The sequence below is a fragment of the Picosynechococcus sp. PCC 7002 genome (genome assembly GCF_963860125.1).
Taxonomy (GTDB): Bacteria; Cyanobacteriota; Cyanobacteriia; order Cyanobacteriales; family MRBY01; genus MRBY01.
In genome coordinates this window covers 119,465-139,138 of the sequence record NZ_CAWLFA010000001.1, presented here as the reverse complement: position 1 = coordinate 139,138, position 19,674 = coordinate 119,465, and the positions used below count along the sequence as shown (strand labels likewise).

Here is a 19,674-nt window from a genome sequence, read left to right as displayed (position 1 = left end):
TGTTTTGGAAGTAACCATGCGCATTTTGTTGGTAGACGATGAACGGGAATTACGGGGCGCCCTGAGCCAAGTGCTCCAACGGGAAGGGCATACCGTAGCATTGGCAGAAACTGGCCAGCAGGGGTTAGAACTGGCCTGTGATCAAGAGTATGATCTACTGATTTTGGATTGGATGTTGCCGCAATATTCGGGGGTTGAAATCTGCCAACGGGTGCGATCGCTAGGCCGCACAACGCCTATTTTATTTTTAACGGCCAAGGATACGGTGGACGACCGGGTTTCTGGTCTGGATGCTGGTGCCGATGATTATTTAGTCAAGCCCTTTGAGTTGCGGGAACTGCTGGCCCGGGTGCGGGCGTTATTAAGGCGATCGCCAGGGGGAGAACCACCTAATCGTTTAAGAATTGCCGATCTCGAATTAGATGTGGCCAACCAAATGGCCTACCGTGCTGGCCGGGCTATCCGCCTCTCGGATCGGGAGTTGCAACTCCTGAGCTATTTTATGGAGCACCCGGCTCAACTTCTGACCCACGAGCAAATTTATCAACACCTCTGGCAAGATGGCGATGAATCTCCTAGCAGTAATGTGCTGGCGGCTCTGGTACGCTTGCTACGACGCAAGGTAGAAGCAAAAGGCGATCGCCCTCTAATCCACACCATTTACGGAAAAGGATATTACTTTGGCGAGCAGAATACCTAGGGAGCTGTTTCCTTCTTCTGAATAACAGGGGGAGCCGGCACATCAACATTCGTAGGAGCTGGTCTTGGGGCCGCCGGCGGACTCGGTGGCGTTGCGATGGATGCAGGTCGATTATTACTCGGTAAGGGGGCAAGGGGAGGCACAGTATCCGCCGGATCAGTGAAGTCAAAGGCCGGTGCTGGGGGTTTAATTTCATTGTCGACCACAGCTTTATTATCATTGTTCGTCGGTGTTGTCGCCGCTGCCTCTGAGGTTGGGCGCTCATCAGAGGATGCTTCCGTGGTCTCTTGTGCTTCTGAATTTGTGGTGCTGGTTTTTTCTTCTGTATCTGTGGCAACGACCTGCGTTTTTTTCGCGCCTCCTTGGATTGGTTCTGCGGCAATAGAACCGACGCGATTATTCAAATTTGGTAATTTGGGAAAATCTTCCACCGTCATGGCCGCCGCAATTTGACGCATTGCATCACCCCAAAGGCGCGCCGCTGTACTACTGGCTCCCCAGGTGGGTTTATTATCGTCATTGCCGAGCCAAACCCCTGTTACCATTTGGGGGATGTAACCAATAAACCACAGGTCTCGCGCCTGATCGGAGGTGCCTGTTTTCCCGGCCACTGGACGACCAATATTCGCTTGGCTGCCGGTACCGCTACTCACGACATTGCGCAGCATGTAAGTCATGATGGCGGCACTATCAGAATCGATAGCTTGGATCGGTTTGCGGTTCGCTTGGTAAACGACCTTGCCATTGCGATCAAGGATTCGACTAATGCCATACACAGGCTGATAAGCGCCACCATTTGCGAGGGTGCCATAGGCGGCGGTTAGCTCTAGTAAATTTACTTCCCAGGCCCCCAGAGCTAGGGAATAGGTGGGCTTCATCTCTGATTCAACGCCCATGCGGTGGGCGAGATTAATGATCGGGTCCCAACCCACATCAAGCATCACACTCAAGGCGATGGTATTGATCGATTTTGTCAGGGCTTCTGTGAGGGAAACAGCTTGATTGCTGACGGTACCGGAATAGTTCTTCGGACGGTAGCCATCAATGGCAAATTCTTGGTCAACGTAGGTTGCATTGGGAGACATCCCAGAGGCAATCGCCGCTGCATAGACAAACATTTTGAAGGTTGAACCAGGTTGCCGTTGGGCTTGGGTGACGCGGTTATATTGATTATTTTCAAAATCTAAACCCCCAACCATCGTTTTAATCTGGCCACTGCGGGGATCGATGCTCACCATCGCCGCCTGTTCAAAGCGTTGATAACGCCCGTAGTTCGTAATTCCTTCCGCTACAACCGCCTCTGACCACTCCTGCCATTGAGGATTTAAGGTCGTTTCAATGACAAAACTGCCCGTTTCCAACTGCTCTGGGGAAAGGTACCGTTTCAGTTCTGCCTTCACATAATCAGCAAAATAGGGGTATTTGCGCAGTAAACGTTGGGGCGTTTGCCGATTCGTTTCAATGGGGGTGGCGATCGCCGTTTCATACTCGGTCTGGGAAATATAACCCTCTTCCCACATCCGCTCTAGCACCTGATCCCGCCGTACTGTCGCCGCCTGGAGATTAACAAACGGTGAATATAAACTGGGGGCTGGCGCTAAACCCGCAATCATCGCCGTTTCCCCTAGGGTCAGTTCTTCTAAATTTTTACCAAAATAAACCCAAGCCGCATCCGAGACACCATAGGCCCCGGAGCCTAGATAAACTAAATTTAGATAACTTTCTAGGATCTGCTCCTTGGAGAACTGTTCTTCTAATTTCGTCGCCAAGCGCATTTCCTTGACCTTACGCGCTAGGGTCATTTCCTGGTTCAAAAAGACAATACGCGCCACCTGCTGCGTAATGCTACTGCCCCCTTCTACGACTCTGCCTGCCCGAAAGTTCATGTAGGCGGCCCGTGCGACCCCCTGTAAATCCACCCCAAAATGCTCATAGAAGCGTCGGTCTTCACTGGCAATAAACGCCTCGGTTAAAGTCGTTGGTACGGCCCAGATTTTGACCCGGTCATGGGAAACAGGCCCCACCTCTTCAATGACACTGCCATCTGCTGCTTGAATGGTAAGGGTGCCAGGACGTGTATAAATTAAGATTTCATCGACATTTTCCGGCACCAGTGCCTCTAGTTCCTGCCAGCCCCGGTAGATGAGAAAACTGCCGCTGCCAACCCCAAGCACAAGTCCCGCCAATAGCCAAAGCCGCCAACGTCGTCTTTTTGATTTTCGCTGTGGCTTTTGGGGTGATGCGCCGTTATCTGTAATGGTTTGTGGTAATTCTCCCCCGTCCATGGCTACCCTTTCAGCACCTTGTAAGTCATGGTCAGAGCTAGCCCCAGGTTGTGACCCACTCTGCAATTGATTGGTGTTGTCTTCTAGGGGTTGAGACACTGACTTTCTGACAAAATTAAACACGCCGAAATCCTCTAAGCATGGCTCGAATTAAGCGATAGATTATGATGCATCGCGGTCTTTGATTCGGAGCCAGTTTAACAAATGTGCTCGAATATTCCAGACAGTCTATAGCAAATCGCAACGATTGTACCAGGCCAATGATGAGGTTATTTTATTGTTTGATTAGTTTTTTAGTTAAGCGGGTAACGCGATTCGAACGCGCGACATTCACCTTGGCAAGGTGACGCTCTACCGCTGAGCTATACCCGCTTGCGTGCTGAGCACGTATACAACTATGCCAAGAAAAAACGAAGATGTCAAGGGTCTCATTGATTTTTTTTGAGATCCCGTTGGCGATCGCCCCAAAGCTTAAATCTTTCCCATCAGACTCGCCATTTCTAAAGCACTGAGAGCGTAGCCCCAACCGAGGTTATTCTTAATCCCGGCCCGTTCGAGGGCCTGCTGCATGGTATCTGTGGTCAGGACGCCAAAAATAACCGGTACGCCCGTTTGGAACGCCGCCGCCGCAACTCCCTTGGAAACTTCAGCCGCAACGTAATCAAAGTGGGGAGTATCGCCCCGAATCACCGCCCCAAGACAAATGATGGCATCGTATTTACCAGAATCGGCCAGTTTTTTGGCGACTAGGGAAATTTCAAAACAGCCGGGCACCCAAATGTAATCGATTTGCGCTCCTTCTGGATCGGTATTGACTCCATGACGACGGAGACAGTCTTGGCAGCCTGCGAGGAGCTTGCTTGTTACCAGGTCATTGAAACGACCGATGACGATCGCCAATTTGAGCGCTTGGGTGTTGTCGTTATAGGTTCCTTCAAAGGTAGCCATAATGGATTGGTAGAGAAAAGGTGTAAAGGGGGAAATTAATAAAAAAATTAAGGTGCAATCACGTTGAGGTTGCCAACGCAGAAGATTGCACCTTGGGGGAGATCAGGGCCGTCCTGATCGCCAAACATAGGAATGTGCGTGGTTAGATCACGAAAAAATTCAGGACACCGACGGCAATGACCAAAACAGTCCAAGCAATGGAACCGACAAAAATCAAGGATTTGGACTGTTCCCAGTTGGTGGGGGAAGCATAGGCAACAGGAACACCAATTACCATCAGGAACGAAAGGGCCACGAGGGCAGCAAGGGCAAGTTGGAATAAAATAGTCATTTTTTAAAATTCTCCCAAGACAGCAAGCAAATGGGGTTTATGGGCTTAGGATGCCAAATAGGGTTTTGAAAATCCTAAAGTTTTCATTGTTTATAGTAAGCTACCAGAAAATTGACCTTCTCTGGTAGATGGGGCCGCAAGTGATTCTCAAAGAAGGCATTCTCGGTGAGAATGGGAAAGCTTTTCGCTTTTTATTGTATTTTTTTAATTCCTAAAAGATTGTGACTGATTCTCCTCGAAAGTCTCGTTCGCTAGCTGGTATTGCGGGGGTTGTGGCGATCGCCACCCTGATTAGTAAGGTATTCGGCTTGGTGCGAGAGCAGGCGATCGCCCGGGCGTTTGGGGTGGGGCCAGTGGTCGATGCCTATGCCTATGCCTACATCATTCCGGGCTTTTTGCTCATTCTCTTGGGGGGAATCAATGGGCCATTTCACAGTGCCTTGGTGAGTATCTTGGCGAAGCGGGATCAAGAAGACGCTGCGCCCCTCGTCGAGACAGTTTCTACCCTAGTGACGGGGGGACTCCTGTTGATCACCGTGTTGCTGGTGGTCTTTGCGGGATTTTTCATTGACTTGGTGGCCCCAGGTTTAGAGGGCACCGTGCGGGAGTTGGCGATTTTGCAGTTGCAGATTATGGCCCCTTTGGCGGTCTTTGCGGGTCTGATTGGCATTGGTTTCGGGGTGTTAAATGCTTCGGATCAATATTGGCTACCGGGGATTAGCCCGTTATTTTCGAGCCTCAGTGTGGTGCTCGGGGTCGGCAGCTTGATCTGGATTTTGGGGGAACAGGCCAGCGCCCCCGAATATATGCAGTTGGGCTGTATTGTCCTCGCTGGAACGACCCTCGTTGGTGCGGTTTGGCAGTGGCTCGCCCAGGTGTTTGCTCAGTGGAAATCGGGCTTAGGTACCCTGCGGCCCCGGTTGGATCTGAATATTCCAGGGGTGAAGGATGTGATGCGGGTGATGTTGCCTGCCACCTTGTCTTCGGGGATGCTGCATATCAATGTTTATACCGATATGTATTTTGCCTCCTACATTGAGAGTGCGGCGGCGGCGATGCGCTATGCCAATTTCATCGTCCTTACACCCCTGGGGATTATTTCCAACATGATTTTGGTACCGTTGTTGCCTGTGTTTTCACGGTTGGCGGCCCCAGAAAATTGGGATGATTTAAAGATTCGCATTCGTCAGGGTTTGTTACTCACGGCCCTTTCGATGTTGCCCCTGAGTGCAATTTTTGTCTCCCAGGCGCGGACGATTATCCGGATTATCTACGAATACAATGCCTTTGCGGCGGAAGCGACGGCCATTGTTGCTCCAGTCTTGATGGCCTATGGGATGGGGATGTTTTTCTACCTGGGACGGGATGTGCTGGTGCGGGTTTTCTATGGCTTGGGGGATGGGGTCACGCCGTCGCGGATTAGTGTTTTTAATATTTTTTTGAACGCGTTTTTAGATTTTATTTTGGTAAACCAATTCCAGACGCCGGGTTTGGTCTTTGCCACGATTGGGGTCAATGTTTTTTCGATCATTATGATGCTTGGGATCTTAAACCGTCGCCTCGGCGGATTGCCCTTGGGAGAATGGGGCTTAAATTTGCTGGGCTTAACGGGGGCAGCGATCGCCGCTGGATTTGTAAGCTGGGGAATTTCGCTGGGGGTAGAATCCTTGAGTTTCGGCCAAAACCTCTATGTGCAGGGCTTGGAATTATTCGTGGCGATCGCCTTTTCTTTAGCCGTTTTCTTCGGCCTCGCGAGTTTGTTGAAACTGCCAGAACTCGAAATTTTTTGGCAGCGCATCAAGGGCAAACTCAAGCGCCGTTAAGGGAAGCTAAAAGCCTTGATTGGTTTGGCGAGACAGATAAAGATTAAAAATGGAGAGCACAAAAATTACCAGGAACAAGACTAGGCCAATGGTGCAAGCATAGCTGATCTCTAAATTTTGAAACGCCTGCTCATAGAGGTAATAGACCACCGTTTTTGAAGCGTTTAACGGCCCCCCCTGGGTCATCACATAAATTTCTTCAAAGACTTTTGTCGCCGAAATCGCCGAAATCACAGACACTAGCAAAATGTAAGGACGCATCAAGGGCACTGTAATGTCTAGATGTTTGCGCCAACCGTCTGAACCGTCTAGGGAAGCTGCTTCATACAGTTCCGGAGAAATCGCCTGCAACCCCGCTAGATAGATCACCATGTAATAGCCTAACCCTTTCCAAATGGTAACCAACATCACACTCCAGAGGGCGAGTTTTGGATCCGTCAGCCAAGGAATCCCATCCCCTAAACCGACTTGCTTCAGAAGTTGATTAAAAAAACCATTGGAGGCATACAGGGCGCGCCAGGCAATCCCCGCCACCACCAGAGAAACGATCACTGGGGTATAAAAAGCCGCCCGAAACCAAGTAATTCCCCGGAGACTCTGGTTCACCAAAATGGCCAAGGCTAAGGAAAAACTCACTAGTATCGGTACGACCCCAATCAGATACAACACCGTATTACCCAAGGTTTTCCAAAATAGATCGTCCTGGAGCAGCAGGGCAAAATTTTTAAAGCCGATCCAACGGGGCGTTTGGGTCAGGTCGTATTGGTACTCGGTGAAACTGAGGTAAAACGCTTGGAGAGCTGGGAGGGCGACCGCTAAGCCCAAAATGGCAAGGGCCGGTAACAGAAAAAGATATGGCGTCAGGAACTTAGTTGAAAGTTTCATGGGGAATACTGGGGCGCAGAATCAAAATGTATCTTAAGGCAAAAATCCAAGGTTGCCTGACCTAGACGGTGATTTGGGGCCAGCTCCTGAACCAAGGAGAAGCGCCAATTTGTTAAGCTAAAGGTGATCGTTATTCATTATTTTTCAGCCCCTGTGGAAAATTTCCCTGGAAAATTCTATGGCCCGTTTCAATCGACGAACTGTTAAGCGTTTATATCGTAAGGAGCCAGTGTCTAGCTTCTTGATTGTGATGGGTTTAATTGAGGTGGTGATTGGGGGCGTCGATGAGCATTGGGGTCTATTTACCATCGGCTTGGGATTTGTATTGGGGGCGATCGCCATTCGTTGGTCTCGCATTCGTCGCGATCAACGAGATCTCAATCGGGTTTTACCGCGCCGTTATTTACCCCCCACGGAAGTGAATGTGCCGCTGCCCCAGTTGATGAACGAAAGACAACGCTAATGGTAACGGCAGATTATGGCCTCAAAATTGGGACAGTGGCCCAGCAAAGCGGTTTACCGGTAAAAACGATTCGCTACTATGCGGATCTGGGTTTGTTAAGCACGGTGATGGGGCGATCGCCAAAGGGTTATCGACTCTTTTCGGCGGCGGTCTTTGCTCGGTTGGCATTTATTAAACGGGCCCAATCCCTCGGTTTAAGCCTCGAAGACATTGGCAAGATCCTGACAGTGCGCGACCAAGGAACCCTGCCCTGTGGGGTAATTAGGGAGTTATTAGAAGCGCAACTCCAAGAAATTAATCAGCAAATGGCTGCCCTGACGATCCTAAAGGGGGAGTTACAGGGTATTCTGTCTGGTTGGCAAGATTTTTCTGATCAGCCCCAGCCCCCATCGACCATTTGTCCCAATTTGCAATGACCCCCCTCCAACAACGCTGGTTTGCACAACTCCGAGAACACCGGGCGATCGCCGTTATTCGGGCTGTGGACTGGCAACTGGGAATAAAAATGGCTGAAACCGCGATTAACGGGGGATTAAAGCTCATTGAAATCACCTGGAATAGTGACCAAGCTGGCCACATCATTGCGACCCTACGGGAAAAATTTCCCCAGGCAATCATCGGCACGGGCACTATCCTCACGCCCACAGATTTAAAAGAGGCGATCGCCTGCGGTGCTACCTTCGCTTTCAGCCCCCACAGTGACCGGGAGTTAATCCAGATTGCCCATCACCAGGATATTCCCATGGTGCTAGGCGCCTTAACCCCAAGCGAAATCTACCAGGCCTGGCATTGGGGTAGTGACGGCGTCAAGGTATTTCCCATTAAAGCCGTTGGTGGCGCTAGTTTTATCCGTTGCCTCCAAGCCCCTCTACCCCACATTCCTCTCATTCCCACTGGGGGCGTTAGCCTCACCAATGGCCCAGACTTAATCCAAGCCGGGGCGATCGCCGTTGGCCTTTCGAGCGATCTCTTTCCCCCCGCGATGCTCGCAAAACAAGAATGGCCGGAACTTAGCCAGCGCCTCCAACAACATCACCCCAGTCAATGGTAATTTTCACAAAAAAACGACCCCCACCATGGCGATCGCTATCTCGATTTGTGCAGATTAATTCCTAGGAAAATTTAATCATCACCATCGGCACCCAGTTGTTTGAGGTGAATATGTTTGCGACCTAAAGAAATTTCAAATTCATCACCGGGCTGGAGTCCCATTTTTTTGGTGTAGGCAGACCCAATCAAAAGATTCCCATTGGACTGTACACTAATACGATAGGTGGCAGCACGACCCCCCCGACCTTGGGCATTTGTATTGCTATCTAACTGCACCCCTTCTGCTTCGATGAGAGCGTTATAGAACTTCATCATATTGACACGTTCAACCCCATTCTTGGTGATCGTGTAATAGCCGCAAGCTCTTGCTTTTTCTTCTTTACTGTGGTTTTCAAGCTCCTTAACTTTTGCGAGCAGTGCATCACCGGTCAATGTTTCAATCTTTTTCTTTGTAGCCATTTACTTATTACGAATGAATGACGATAAATGAGAGTTATGGGATGAAGCCTGCGAATTCTTTTTTTACTTCGCTGCGCACCTTAAACTTTTAAATTAGCTGTTTCTCACGTTTATCTTACATTATTCTCTCTTAAAATAGAGGTTAAGACGATTTTTTTTGGCAAAAATAATCGCATTCTTTCCTAACATGCCAAAATTTTTTCAAAAAAGGTAGCCATGAAGCTAACCACCAGAGGTCATTACAGCGTTAAAGCTTTACTCGATATTAGTTTACAACCCGGTTATGGCCCCACCTCCGTAAAGGCGATCGCCAAACGCCAAAACCTCCCTGCCCCATACCTTGAGAAGCTGTTGATTGAGATGCGTCGAGCCGGAATTCTTCGTTCAGTCCGTGGTGCCCAAGGGGGATATCAATTACTATCGAAACCCGAAGATATTTCCCTAGGTCAAATTCTCCAGGCCATCGGTGAAACCATTGAACCGCTCCCCCACCATGAACCCCACCCCGACCAAGCCGAAGATTGGGTTACCTTTAGTCTCTGGCAGCGGCTCCACCAAAAACTCCAAGAAGCCCTTTATAACATTACCCTTGCTGATTTGTATTACGACGCCCGCAGTTGGAAAGCAGCCCAGGGAGAAGCCACAAGTTTTGTTATTTGAAGTTTTTACAATGTCTAATTTTTCTACACCGAAACGTTATGGTGGTGGCTGTCATTGTGGTGGTGTTCGCTTCCAAGTCGTCCTGAGAAACTTTCAAGCCCTTGACTGTAACTGTTCTATTTGCCGCAAAAAAGGATTTCTCCATATCATTGTTCCCCAGGCAGATTTCCATTTACTCCAAGGACAAGATCTGCTAACGGCCTACCAGTTTAATACCCACCAAGCAACCCACCTTTTTTGTCGGCATTGTGGCGTCCATTCTTTTTATCTACCCCGCTCCCATCCCGATAGTATCGATGTGAATCTGCGCTGTTTAGATGAAAATCTATTAGATGTCTTTGAGATTATATTTTTTGATGGGGAAAATTGGGAAGACAATCTCTCCCAAATCACCTAAAATCTGGATCCTGTGCTGTTAGCAAAAAAATAAGATTGTGCTGTCGAGAAGATATCAACGCATTTGCCAAACCTTAGATCGTCGTCAACCTGACCTCACTGTCCTCATGGAGGATGTCCACAAACCCCACAATATTTCCGCGATTATTCGTACCTGTGATGCGGTGGGGGTGATGGCTGTCCATGCAATGAATCAGGTCGCAGATGGTGATGTCCTCGATACTTACTCCCAGGTGGCCCAAGGCAGTGAGAAATGGGTTGATTTAAATCGTCACCCTGACGTTACCGTAGCCATCGATCAGCTCCACCAGCAAAACTTTAAAATCTATGCGGCCCATTTAAGCGATCGCGCTGTTGATTATCGCACCATTGACTATACGCAACCCACGGCAATTTTGATGGGGGCCGAACGGTGGGGGGTCAGCGACACAGCCGCAGAGCTTGTAGATGGTCACATTATCATTCCGATGTTAGGGATGGTGCAGTCCCTCAATGTTTCCGTGGCCGCAGCGGTGATTCTCTTTGAGGCACAACGCCAACGCCTCCAGGCTGGATTTTATGACCAACCACGCCTAGATCCAGAGTTCTACCGTCAGAAGGTCTTTGAGTGGGGCTACCCTGAACTTGTCGCCCATTACCGCGATCGCCAATTACCCTATCCCCCTTTAGATTCAGAAGGTCAAATCATTCCAACCTGACCCGAGTCAGCCCTAATAATCTCATTGCAACACACCCATGGCCGCGATCATTCTTGCCTGGGTGTTTTTCATGTAAAAACGTAATTCAATTCATGCATAGAACTCAAGTGCCCTCAAAAATCGTAGCTTTGGTTACACATTTTCAGGATTTCCTTGTTTAACTTATGACCTATTAAACGCGCAAAATCTCTTTTAAAAAGATTTTTGTAGCTCGTTCTCTACTTTGCCAAGGATTATTATTTTCTTAGCAAAACCAACTGAAGATTACTTTCTTCTAAACAATTTGAATCCTCTATATTTTTTGCAGTTGGTCAGAAAATGGAGCTTTAATTGTGACTGGAGACTGATTTTATTTAAAAGTATCTTTCTTTGGGTGAATTCCTCAAAAGCATTGTATTACTTGGCTTTGACCTAGATCAAGGGACGTTCATGGCTGAATATCACAGCAGAACAAAAATCCAGAGCTAAACTTTTGAAATTAAATTCCGGAAAAGTGAAATTAAGTTCTTCATGAACAATTTATCTGTGGTTTAAAAGTTAATCTCAAAGCGCATTGACTTTAGAAAAACCAATGACCCTTTTGTTTCCCCATCGGTTTTAAATTAGGAGAAAATAATGGACTACGTAATCCCCAAAGAACTAGTAGATGCCAGTATCAAAGCAGGCGAAACAAAAGCACGTCTTTCCGTCAAAGATCTGCTCATCCGTGGCTTCTACTCTGGTCTGGCCCTTGGCGTTGCCACCACCCTCGCTGTTACCGTCGCCGTACAAAGTGGTCTGCCATTCCTCGGAGCACTTCTCTTCCCTTGGGGATTTGCCTCCATCGTGCTCTTTGGGATGGAACTGGTAACTGGCAACTTTGCGCTGATGACATCGGCAATGTTGGCGAGACGAGTGAGGTTTGGCAGAGTTATTAATAATTGGCTTTGGGTTTATCTGGGTAATTTTTTAGGTTGTTTGTTTGTGGCCCTGTTGATGGGGTTCTCCCTTACCAATGGTGGGACGGCTGACCCCAGCCCCGTGGGTGAAAAAATTATCGAAATCGCCCTCTCCAAGACCGTGGCAGTGAAAGAAATGGGCACCAATGGCTTCTTTCTCTTCATTGTCCGTGGTATTTTCTGTAACTTCCTAGTTTGTTTGGCTGTGATGATGGGCATGGTGAGTAAGTCCGTCCCAGGTAAATTTATGGGCTGCTGGTTCCCGATCTTCGCGTTCGTCACCCTCGGCCTGGAGCACATCGTGGTCAATATGTTCTTTATCTTGACTGGTATGGTTCTCGGTGCGCCGATCTCTGGTATGGATATGGTCTTCTGGGATTTCCTACCTGTGACGATTGGGAACATTATTGGTGGTGGTATCTTCATCGGTGCGCTGCTGTACTCGACCCACTACACGAAATCCCAAGGACTTCCTCAAATGGCGATGGAAGAATCCATGAAAAATCCTGTGTTGCGGTAATGAATTTAGGCTGACCAACAAATCGCCAAAATAATTAGAGAAATAAAGGGAGTGACTCAGATCGCTCCTTTTCTATGTTTTGAATTGTGAGGGACCAAGATCAACTCAAAGGATGCTGAAGGTTAAGCCACTGTAAGCGGTGAGGCGATCGATAAGATGTTCACCCATGGCTGTGGCTGGCGTCCAGAAGCCACCGGATCGGGATAGATTATCTTTGGCTAAACAGAGTCCTGCTTGGGCGATAATTTTTGCGGTGGAACCATAGCCAGGGTCGCGATCGCCAGTGACTTTTGCCATAAGAACTTCACCCGAAGTAGTAATGCCCCAAAAGCGTAGATCATAAAAACCGGCTTGCTGTTGGCTGGGGGAAGGCCCTTCGCCGGGGGCCGGGACAATTTTTTCGAGGAGACTAGGGTCGATCGCCGCAGTTCCTCCCAGGATTTTAAGTAATAGGCTTAGACCCTGGGCTTTCAACCAACCCCCAACACTGACCCCCGTAAGCAGCCCTTCGTCGTACTGGAACTGCTCACCATAGGCCCAGTTTTGTAGGGCATTGGAGCGCAGCACAATAGGCGTATTCACCGCTGCCATGATAAAGGGTGTCACCCATTCGCCAAAAATGTGGTCGATTTGTACCGGGATTAGGGGAGCTGGGTGCTGGGGATTGGGAGCTTTGGGACAGAGGGCATAGGGATTAGCCAATAGTGTTTTGATCTCTGAGTCGGCGATCGCCTCTTTGATCAGATTTACGCCGCTGGCCGCCGTCCCCCCGGAAATGCCTCCCTGGGCTGTCTTAACGCGCATCTTAATTTGGCGACAGGGTTTTCCGAATCGTTTTAAAGCCCGCTGTTGCAAAAAATACACCCCAAGGTCAGACGGCACCGAATCAAAGCCGCAACAATGGACGATCCGTGCCCCCGACTGTTGGGCGATCGCCTCATATTTAGTCACCATCTTTTTGACCCACTGGACTTCCCCGGTCAGATCGCAATAATCGGTTCCCGTTGTGGCACAGGCCCGGAGCAAGGTTTCTCCATAAAGACTGTAGGGGCCGACCGTTGTGAGGATCACCTTCGTTTGCTCGCAGAGGGCCGTCACTGCCCCTTGATCAAACACATCAACGACAAAGGTTGCTAAGGTCTCCCCTGGGATGCCCAAAGAGTGCTTGAGTTGGGCTAATTTTTCGGCTGAACGGCCGGCGATCGCCCAAGTAAACAATTCACGTTCGGCATGGTCACAAAGATAGCGGCAAATAATTTGGCCCACAAAACCAGTGGCCCCCACCACGATTAGATCATAGGGGGGTGACGATGGCGACATTTTTTCAGAAGACATAGAGCCTAGTGTCCCAGACAAAGATGCCCTTCAGTGTATCGTCTGTGCTAAACCTTTGTGGCTCGGTTGGGGGTGCCCCGTTCTGCATCCCGCACCCGTTTACCGCGCCAAACCAAACGGATCGGCGTGCCCGCAAAACCGAGATCCTGACGAAATTGCTTCTCGATATAGCGGCGGTAGCTATCGTTAAATCGTTTGGGGTCATTGACAAATAGAGAAATCGTCGGCGGCTGACTCCGTACCTGGGTGCCATAGTAAATCCGACCCTGTTTCCCTTGGCGACTGGTGGGGGGAGAATGCCAGGAAACCGCTTCTTGGATCACCTCATTAATTACGGCGGTAGAAACGCGGCGACGGTGAGATTCGGCGGCTTGATCAACTAAATCCAGAATTTTATTCACCCGCTGACCAGTCTGGGCGCTAATGAAGAGCATTTCGGCCCATTCCATAAAAAATAGACGCGCTTGCAACTCTTTGCGGTATTGGTTGATCGTGTAGGTATCCTTCTCGACAGCATCCCACTTGTTGGCAACGATGATCACCGCTCGGCCTTCGTCAATGATTCGACCCGCTAGTTTGAGATCCTGTTCGGTCACCCCATCTAAAACATCAATCACAAAAAGTACTACATCCGCCCGACGAATCGCTTTAAAGGCACGGTTAATGCTAAAAAATTCGGCCCCATAATCCACATTTTTTTTCCGGCGGATGCCAGCGGTGTCAATGAGGCGATATTGTTGGCCGTTGCGTTCGATGATTGTGTCAATGGCATCGCGGGTTGTCCCAGAAATCGGACTGACGATCGCCCGTTGTTCTCCGGTAAGGGCATTGAGCAGACTCGATTTACCGACATTGGGGCGACCAATGATTGCGACGTTAATGGTGGTATCTTCTTCGACATCGGTGATCGTCGGGAGATATTCAATGACTTTGTCTAAAAGATCGCCGGTGCCACTGCCATGGATCGCCGAGATGGGGAAAGGTTCTTCCATGCCCAGCTCCCAAAATTCAGCTGCTTGGGTATAGCCCTGTTCGAGGGATTCGCATTTGTTCACGGCCAGGACAACGGGGACATTTTGTTGGCGCAACCAGTCGGCAATTTCTTGGTCGGCGGCATTTAACCCAGCTTGGCCATCCACCACAAAAAGGGCAACGGCTGCTTCGGCGAGGGCGATCGCCGCTTGTTCGCGGATTAAAGGTAAAAATTCTTCGTGGTCGTCGAAAACAATCCCGCCCGTATCGACAATCTGAAAGTTGCGGTCTTGCCAAAAACCAGGCCGATAGGTGCGATCGCGGGTAATGCCGGGCTGGTCATGGACGATCGCCTGTTGATCGCCAGCAATGCGGTTGACGAGGGTAGATTTGCCCACGTTGGGACGACCGATCACGGCAATAATGGGGAGTTTCATAGGGACTCTGCTTGAATCAGGGGAAAAGACTGGATAATGACGGGGGGACTCGCTAAGCTTTAGTACAAGCGGTCTGTTTTGCTTCAAAAAATTATGATATAAACGCCAACATCAAAACTCAGAATATTTAATCATACCAATTTTTTAGGCGATCGCCCCGATTCCGACCCCCTTTTCTTACTCCTTACCCTGTAATTTTTTCCATGGTTTCCCACAATGAACTGCCTGAGGTGATTAAACCTCTCTTGATGTACAGTGGCTCGAAATTTGCCTACGAAGTGAATCGTCTGCGGTTACCCAATGGGGCCGTTGGTGATTATGGGGCGATCCGTCATCCGGGGGGCGCGTTGGTGGTACCCGTAACCAATGAAGGTCAGTTGGTGGTGGTACGGCAATATCGCTTTGCCCTCCAAGGGCGGATTATTGAATTTCCGGCGGGAACGATTGAAACCGAGGAAGACCCCCTCAGCACGGTGCAACGGGAACTACCAGAGGAAGCGGGTTACGCCGCAAAAAATTGGCGATCGCTGGGGAAATTCCCCCTTTGCCCAGGCTATTCTGACGAGTGGATCTATGCTTTTTTGGCAACGGATTTAGAAAAATTAGCCACTCCTCCAGCCCAGGATGCCGACGAGGATATTGAGGTGCTCTTGCTGAGTCCAGAGGAGTTGGAAGCGAAAATCCATAATGGCGATCGCCTCGATGCCAAAACCATTGCCAGTTACTATCTCGCTAAACCTTTTTTGACCCTCTAATACTGCGGTAATCCCACCGAAAAATTGAGCTAAACTGCTACTGAGATGACAAAATTTCCCTGAGCACAGACTAAAATCGGGAAAATCCCAGGATTTGGAGGCAAATGATGCAGCTAGGCGCACTTTTAAAACAGGTATCGGCCATTGAATCCCTGGCGGATCACCCGATGCTACAGCAAGTTGTCAAAGGATTGGCGAGCAACTCCCAAGCCGTAATGCCTGGGGATCTGTTCATTGGTTTGCCCGGTACCCGCGTCGATGGAGGCGAGTTTTGGCAAGGGGCTATCGAAGCCGGGGCGATCGCCGCTGTGGTCAGTCCAGAGGCCCTCGAAAAATTCCCCGCGACCAAGGGCGAATGCGTCATTCCCGTTGCTGACCCTGTGATCGCCTGTGCTGAAATTGCCAACCTTTTCTACGAAAAACCCACTGCAAGTCTAAAACTGGTTGGGGTGACGGGGACAAACGGCAAAACGACCACCAGCCACCTCATTGAATATTTCCTCCAAGCCGCCCAGCAGCCCACGGCCCTCATCGGCACCCTCTACACCCGCTGGCCCGGCTACGAAAAAATTGCCACCCACACGACTCCCTTCGCCATCGATCTCCAGAAAAACTTTGCGGCAGCCCTCGAAGCGGGCAATACCCACGCCGTTATGGAAGTGAGTTCCCATGCGCTGCACCAAAATCGCGTTAAGGGTTGTCAATTTGATGTGGCCGTTTTCACCAATCTCACCCAGGATCACCTGGATTACCACCCGACGATGGAGGACTATTTCCAGGCGAAAGCCCTGCTTTTTAACGAGGAATATTGCCACGGCAGGGCAGTGGTGAATTTGGATAATCCCTATGGCGATCGCCTCGCCCACAAACTCGGTGAAAAAGCCTGGGGCTACAGTCTCCAAGATGCCGCAGCGGATCTTTACATGGATCGCCTGATCTACACCGCGACGGGGGTTGAGGGCCGCCTAAAAACGCCCATGGGCACGGTAGAATTCACGTCACCCCTAGTCGGTCAGTTTAATCTCGAAAATGTGATGGCCGCCATCGGTGCAGGTCTGGCCTTGGGTTTGGATTTAAACCAGATGATTACCTGTTTGCCGCAATTCCAAGGGGTGCCGGGGCGCATGGAACGGGTGATCGTGGCTGAGGATCAAGACATTAGCGTCATCGTTGACTATGCCCACACCCCCGACAGTTTAGAAAATCTCCTGAAAGCCTCCCGGCCTTTTATCGCGAAAAAAATGATCTGTGTGTTTGGTTGCGGTGGCGATCGCGATCGCACCAAAAGACCTTTGATGGGAAAAATCGCCGCGACGCAATCAGATTGGGCCGTGGTCACCTCCGATAATCCGCGCACGGAAGATCCCAAGCAAATTTTGGCCGATGTGGTGGAAGGGATTCCCGAAAATATTCAGTTTCTCGTGGAAGCAGACCGGGCCACGGCAATTCAACGGGCAATTTTAGAGGCCCAACCGGGGGACGGGGTTCTCATCGCTGGCAAAGGCCATGAAGACTATCAAATTCTGGGGACTGAAAAAATTCACTTCGATGACCGGGAGGAAGCCCGCAAAGCCCTCGGCGATCGCCACCCCAAAACCCCCTAACGCTACAATCAACATAAATTTTTCTATAAATTTCTCTGCCTGAGTCTAGTAAAAAAACTGCCCCCATGAGTGATCTGGTTCTCGATGTCCGTCAACTGCAGGTGGCCTTCACCAGCGAAAATCAAACCAATCTCGCGGTTGATCAAATTAGCTTTCAGCTTAAACGGGGCCAGACCCTCGGTATCGTGGGCGAATCCGGCTCCGGCAAATCGGTCACATCCCTTGCGCTGATGGGGCTGATCCAAAAACCAGGCCGCGTCACTGGGGGCGAAATTTTCTTTAAGGCGACCCCAGACACAGAACCCCTTGATCTCCAAAGTTTGCCGGAATGGGAGCGGCGTACCTATCGCGGCGGTGAGATTGCGATGATTTTTCAGGAACCGATGAGTTCCCTTAATCCCGTTTATAACGTGGAGTTTCAGCTTACCGAAGCAATTTTATTGCACCAAAATGTCACCCCAGCCCAGGCCCGTCAACAGGCGATCGCCCGACTCCAGGAAGTGCAACTGCCCGCCGAGGTGATGAAACGCTATCCCCACGAATTGTCCGGGGGCCAACTACAACGGGTGATGATTGCCATGGCGATCGCCTCTAATCCAACGCTATTAATTGCGGACGAACCCACCACCGCCCTCGATGTGACTGTGCAAGCAACGATTTTGCAACTGTTGCGGGATCTTTGTCAGGCCCGGCAAATGTCTCTAATTTTCATTACCCACGATTTGGGGGTGATTGCGGAACTTGTTGACGAAGTGGCGGTGATGTACCGGGGAAAAATCGTTGAGCAAGGCCCCATCGAACAGATTTTTAAAGCGCCCCAACATCCCTATACCAAAGGATTACTGGCCTGTCGGCCCCGCCTTGATCAAAAATTAGTCCTGCTGCCGACCGTTGCCGACTACATGAGTGTTGAAACCGATCCCGACACCCAAACCGTCGTGATCCAAGAGCGACAGCCGGATTTGAATTTACTGGCAGAAGTCTCCCTAGAAGCCGATAAAAAGCGCCTTGAAGCTCTAATTAAACAAAAACCGCTCCTATCTGTGCAAAAGCTCCAGGTGGGTTATCCCAGTCGCAATTTTCTTTTGACGGGACAACGGTATTTCATGGCCGTTAATAATGTTTCCTTTGACCTCTATCCGGGGGAAACCCTCGGTCTAGTAGGCGAATCCGGGTGCGGCAAATCGACCCTGGCCCGGGCCATTTTGCGACTGATTCAACCCCTCAGTGGCGACATTTGGTTTCGGGGCGAAAATATTGCCCAACTCCCAGCCCGGAGTAAACGTCTCCGACAACTGCGCCGGGAGATGCAAATTGTCTTCCAAAACCCCTACAATTCCCTCAATCCCCGCATGACCATTGGCCGGGCGATCGCCGAACCGTTAATCATTCACAATATTAAGCGGGACAAGAAAAAACGCCTCGAACGGGTGCAATATCTGTTAGAGCGGGTGGGCCTAAATCCCGGTTGGGTGAACCGCTATCCCCACGAACTGTCAGGCGGTCAACGGCAACGGGTTTGTATTGCGCGGGCCTTGGCCATTGAACCCCAATTTATTATCTGCGATGAATCCGTATCGGCCCTGGATGTATCCGTCCAGGCCCAAGTGTTAAATCTGCTGAAGGAACTCCAAGCGGAATTTCAACTGACTTATATTTTTATTTCCCACGATCTCAGCGTTGTGAAATTTATGGGCGATCGCATCATCGTGATGAACAAAGGCAAAATCGAGGAAGTGGGTACGGCTGACCAAATTTACCGCAATCCCCAACAGGACTACACCAAACAACTCATTGCCGCAATTCCCCAAGGCCTCTAAAAAATATCCTCCCTGGAGGGAGGTGCCGCAGGCGCAGGGTGCAATTCTCCCCTTGAGGGGAGTTAGAGGGGTGCCTCCATTGAGAGGAGTTAGAGGGGCGTCCCTTAAGGAAAGTGCCGCAGGCGGAGGGTGTTTACCCGTAGTTGTTATAATTATCTACCGCATTGGGATCCACATCCCGCTTAGAACCCAGCAAATCTAGACGATTAACCCGAATTACTGGCTTAGACGATTCGTGGCCATTGCGATTCGTGAAAGTCTCGATCTTTAAAGTGCCTTGGATACCGAGCAGACTGCCTTTTTTTACATAATTAGCGGCGATTTCTGCTGTTTTTCCCCAAATCTCTAAATTAAACCAATCCGGCTGATCTGTCCGGCTGGTGGGACGATTTACCGCTAAAGTCAAATTACACAGCACACTACCCGACTCGAAATAGCGCACTTCCGGATCCCCACCGGCCCGGCCCACAAGATTTACGAGGTTAATGGTCATCGTTGACTTTCCATACAACTGTTCTGCTTTATTGTGCCACAAGTTCCCATGGCAATTTGTTGTGAAGTTTTGTAAGGTGTGAGTGATTTACCTACTCAATCA

At 49.8% G+C, this 19,674-nt stretch carries 20 protein-coding genes and 1 tRNA gene; 12 read left to right on the top strand and 9 right to left on the bottom strand.

Annotation, left to right across the window (positions count from 1 at the left end):
* The first annotated feature begins 16 nt into the window (after positions 1 to 16).
* A complete protein-coding gene (gene rppA, locus AACQ84_RS00700) occupies positions 17 to 700 on the top strand; it encodes a two-component system response regulator RppA (RefSeq protein ID WP_012305777.1) in 684 nt (227 codons plus the stop codon).
* Here the strand turns inward: rppA and AACQ84_RS00695 are convergent.
* From AACQ84_RS00695 to psbZ, 4 genes are all read right to left on the bottom strand, one after another.
* Entirely contained in the window at positions 697 to 3,084 is a 2,388-nt protein-coding gene (locus AACQ84_RS00695) for a transglycosylase domain-containing protein (RefSeq protein ID WP_234991335.1), read from the bottom strand. The genes rppA and AACQ84_RS00695 overlap by 4 nt on opposite strands.
* A 201-nt stretch (positions 3,085 to 3,285) precedes the next feature.
* A tRNA-Gly gene (locus AACQ84_RS00690) sits at positions 3,286 to 3,357 on the bottom strand.
* A 99-nt stretch (positions 3,358 to 3,456) separates the two neighbouring features.
* Positions 3,457 to 3,933 (bottom strand): 6,7-dimethyl-8-ribityllumazine synthase, encoded by a 477-nt coding sequence (ribH, locus tag AACQ84_RS00685; RefSeq protein WP_012305775.1) that lies wholly within the window; start codon positions 3,931 to 3,933, stop codon positions 3,457 to 3,459.
* A gap of 142 nt (positions 3,934 to 4,075) precedes the next feature.
* Positions 4,076 to 4,264: a photosystem II reaction center protein PsbZ gene (gene psbZ / locus AACQ84_RS00680; RefSeq protein WP_012305774.1), complete on the bottom strand. Its 189-nt coding sequence runs from the start codon at positions 4,262 to 4,264 to the stop codon at positions 4,076 to 4,078.
* Positions 4,265 to 4,485: 221 nt separating this feature from the next.
* On the opposite strand from psbZ, the gene murJ reads away from it, so the two are divergent.
* Positions 4,486 to 6,087 carry a murein biosynthesis integral membrane protein MurJ gene (murJ, locus tag AACQ84_RS00675; protein ID WP_012305773.1) on the top strand — a complete coding sequence of 534 codons (1,602 nt, stop codon included), beginning with the start codon at positions 4,486 to 4,488 and terminating at the stop codon, positions 6,085 to 6,087.
* A 6-nt stretch (positions 6,088 to 6,093) separates the two neighbouring features.
* Here murJ and AACQ84_RS00670 read toward each other — a convergent pair whose 3' ends face one another.
* Positions 6,094 to 6,972, bottom strand: a complete 879-nt coding sequence (locus AACQ84_RS00670; protein ID WP_012305772.1) for a carbohydrate ABC transporter permease — start codon at positions 6,970 to 6,972, stop codon at positions 6,094 to 6,096.
* 178 nt (positions 6,973 to 7,150) lie between these two features.
* Between AACQ84_RS00670 and AACQ84_RS00665 the strand changes: the two genes are divergently transcribed.
* The 3 genes from AACQ84_RS00665 to AACQ84_RS00655 are packed head-to-tail and all read left to right on the top strand — an operon-like array spanning position 7,151 to position 8,486.
* Positions 7,151 to 7,435, top strand: a complete 285-nt coding sequence (locus AACQ84_RS00665; RefSeq protein ID WP_012305771.1) for a hypothetical protein — start codon at positions 7,151 to 7,153, stop codon at positions 7,433 to 7,435.
* The gene (locus tag AACQ84_RS00660; protein ID WP_012305770.1) at positions 7,435 to 7,851 is read left to right on the top strand and encodes a heavy metal-responsive transcriptional regulator; all 417 of its coding nucleotides are present in this window, start codon (positions 7,435 to 7,437) and stop codon (positions 7,849 to 7,851) included. Before AACQ84_RS00665 ends, AACQ84_RS00660 begins: the two co-directional genes overlap by 1 nt.
* Positions 7,848 to 8,486, top strand: a complete 639-nt coding sequence (locus AACQ84_RS00655) for a bifunctional 4-hydroxy-2-oxoglutarate aldolase/2-dehydro-3-deoxy-phosphogluconate aldolase (RefSeq protein WP_012305769.1) — start codon at positions 7,848 to 7,850, stop codon at positions 8,484 to 8,486. Before AACQ84_RS00660 ends, AACQ84_RS00655 begins: the two co-directional genes overlap by 4 nt.
* Positions 8,487 to 8,557: 71 nt before the next feature.
* On the opposite strand, the gene AACQ84_RS00650 is transcribed toward AACQ84_RS00655, so the two are convergent.
* Positions 8,558 to 8,944 carry an AbrB family transcriptional regulator gene (locus AACQ84_RS00650; RefSeq protein WP_012305768.1) on the bottom strand — a complete coding sequence of 129 codons (387 nt, stop codon included), beginning with the start codon at positions 8,942 to 8,944 and terminating at the stop codon, positions 8,558 to 8,560.
* A gap of 216 nt (positions 8,945 to 9,160) precedes the next feature.
* Between AACQ84_RS00650 and AACQ84_RS00645 the strand changes: the two genes are divergently transcribed.
* The 4 genes from AACQ84_RS00645 to AACQ84_RS00630 all read left to right on the top strand — a co-directional run bounded on the left by AACQ84_RS00645 (position 9,161) and on the right by AACQ84_RS00630 (position 12,156).
* Complete coding sequence (locus AACQ84_RS00645; protein WP_012305767.1) at positions 9,161 to 9,604, top strand: Rrf2 family transcriptional regulator; 444 nt, start codon at positions 9,161 to 9,163, stop codon at positions 9,602 to 9,604.
* A 10-nt stretch (positions 9,605 to 9,614) separates the two neighbouring features.
* Positions 9,615 to 10,001: a GFA family protein gene (locus AACQ84_RS00640; RefSeq protein WP_012305766.1), complete on the top strand. Its 387-nt coding sequence runs from the start codon at positions 9,615 to 9,617 to the stop codon at positions 9,999 to 10,001.
* 37 nt (positions 10,002 to 10,038) lie between these two features.
* Complete coding sequence (gene trmH, locus AACQ84_RS00635) at positions 10,039 to 10,698, top strand: tRNA (guanosine(18)-2'-O)-methyltransferase TrmH (protein ID WP_012305765.1); 660 nt, start codon at positions 10,039 to 10,041, stop codon at positions 10,696 to 10,698.
* A 615-nt stretch (positions 10,699 to 11,313) separates the two neighbouring features.
* Positions 11,314 to 12,156, top strand: coding sequence for a formate/nitrite transporter family protein (locus AACQ84_RS00630; protein ID WP_012305764.1), 843 nt, complete (start codon positions 11,314 to 11,316; stop codon positions 12,154 to 12,156).
* A gap of 105 nt (positions 12,157 to 12,261) precedes the next feature.
* On the opposite strand, the gene AACQ84_RS00625 is transcribed toward AACQ84_RS00630, so the two are convergent.
* Positions 12,262 to 13,491, bottom strand: a complete 1,230-nt coding sequence (locus AACQ84_RS00625) for a saccharopine dehydrogenase family protein (protein ID WP_012305763.1) — start codon at positions 13,489 to 13,491, stop codon at positions 12,262 to 12,264.
* A 47-nt stretch (positions 13,492 to 13,538) separates the two neighbouring features.
* Positions 13,539 to 14,900 carry a ribosome biogenesis GTPase Der gene (gene der, locus AACQ84_RS00620; RefSeq protein ID WP_012305762.1) on the bottom strand — a complete coding sequence of 454 codons (1,362 nt, stop codon included), beginning with the start codon at positions 14,898 to 14,900 and terminating at the stop codon, positions 13,539 to 13,541.
* A 203-nt stretch (positions 14,901 to 15,103) separates the two neighbouring features.
* Here der and AACQ84_RS00615 point away from each other — a divergent pair, with 203 nt between their 5' ends.
* The 3 genes from AACQ84_RS00615 (at position 15,104) to AACQ84_RS00605 (ending at position 19,079) form a co-directional block, all read left to right on the top strand.
* The gene (locus AACQ84_RS00615) at positions 15,104 to 15,655 is read left to right on the top strand and encodes an NUDIX hydrolase (RefSeq protein ID WP_012305761.1); all 552 of its coding nucleotides are present in this window, start codon (positions 15,104 to 15,106) and stop codon (positions 15,653 to 15,655) included.
* A 107-nt stretch (positions 15,656 to 15,762) separates the two neighbouring features.
* Complete coding sequence (locus tag AACQ84_RS00610; protein ID WP_041443302.1) at positions 15,763 to 17,259, top strand: UDP-N-acetylmuramoyl-L-alanyl-D-glutamate--2,6-diaminopimelate ligase; 1,497 nt, start codon at positions 15,763 to 15,765, stop codon at positions 17,257 to 17,259.
* Between the two features lie 65 nt (positions 17,260 to 17,324).
* The gene (locus AACQ84_RS00605) at positions 17,325 to 19,079 is read left to right on the top strand and encodes an ABC transporter ATP-binding protein (protein ID WP_012305759.1); all 1,755 of its coding nucleotides are present in this window, start codon (positions 17,325 to 17,327) and stop codon (positions 19,077 to 19,079) included.
* 133 nt (positions 19,080 to 19,212) lie between these two features.
* Here AACQ84_RS00605 and AACQ84_RS00600 read toward each other — a convergent pair whose 3' ends face one another.
* On the bottom strand, positions 19,213 to 19,572 hold the full coding sequence (locus AACQ84_RS00600; protein WP_012305758.1) for a single-stranded DNA-binding protein: 360 nt from the start codon (positions 19,570 to 19,572) through the stop codon (positions 19,213 to 19,215).
* Positions 19,573 to 19,674 lie beyond the last annotated feature (102 nt).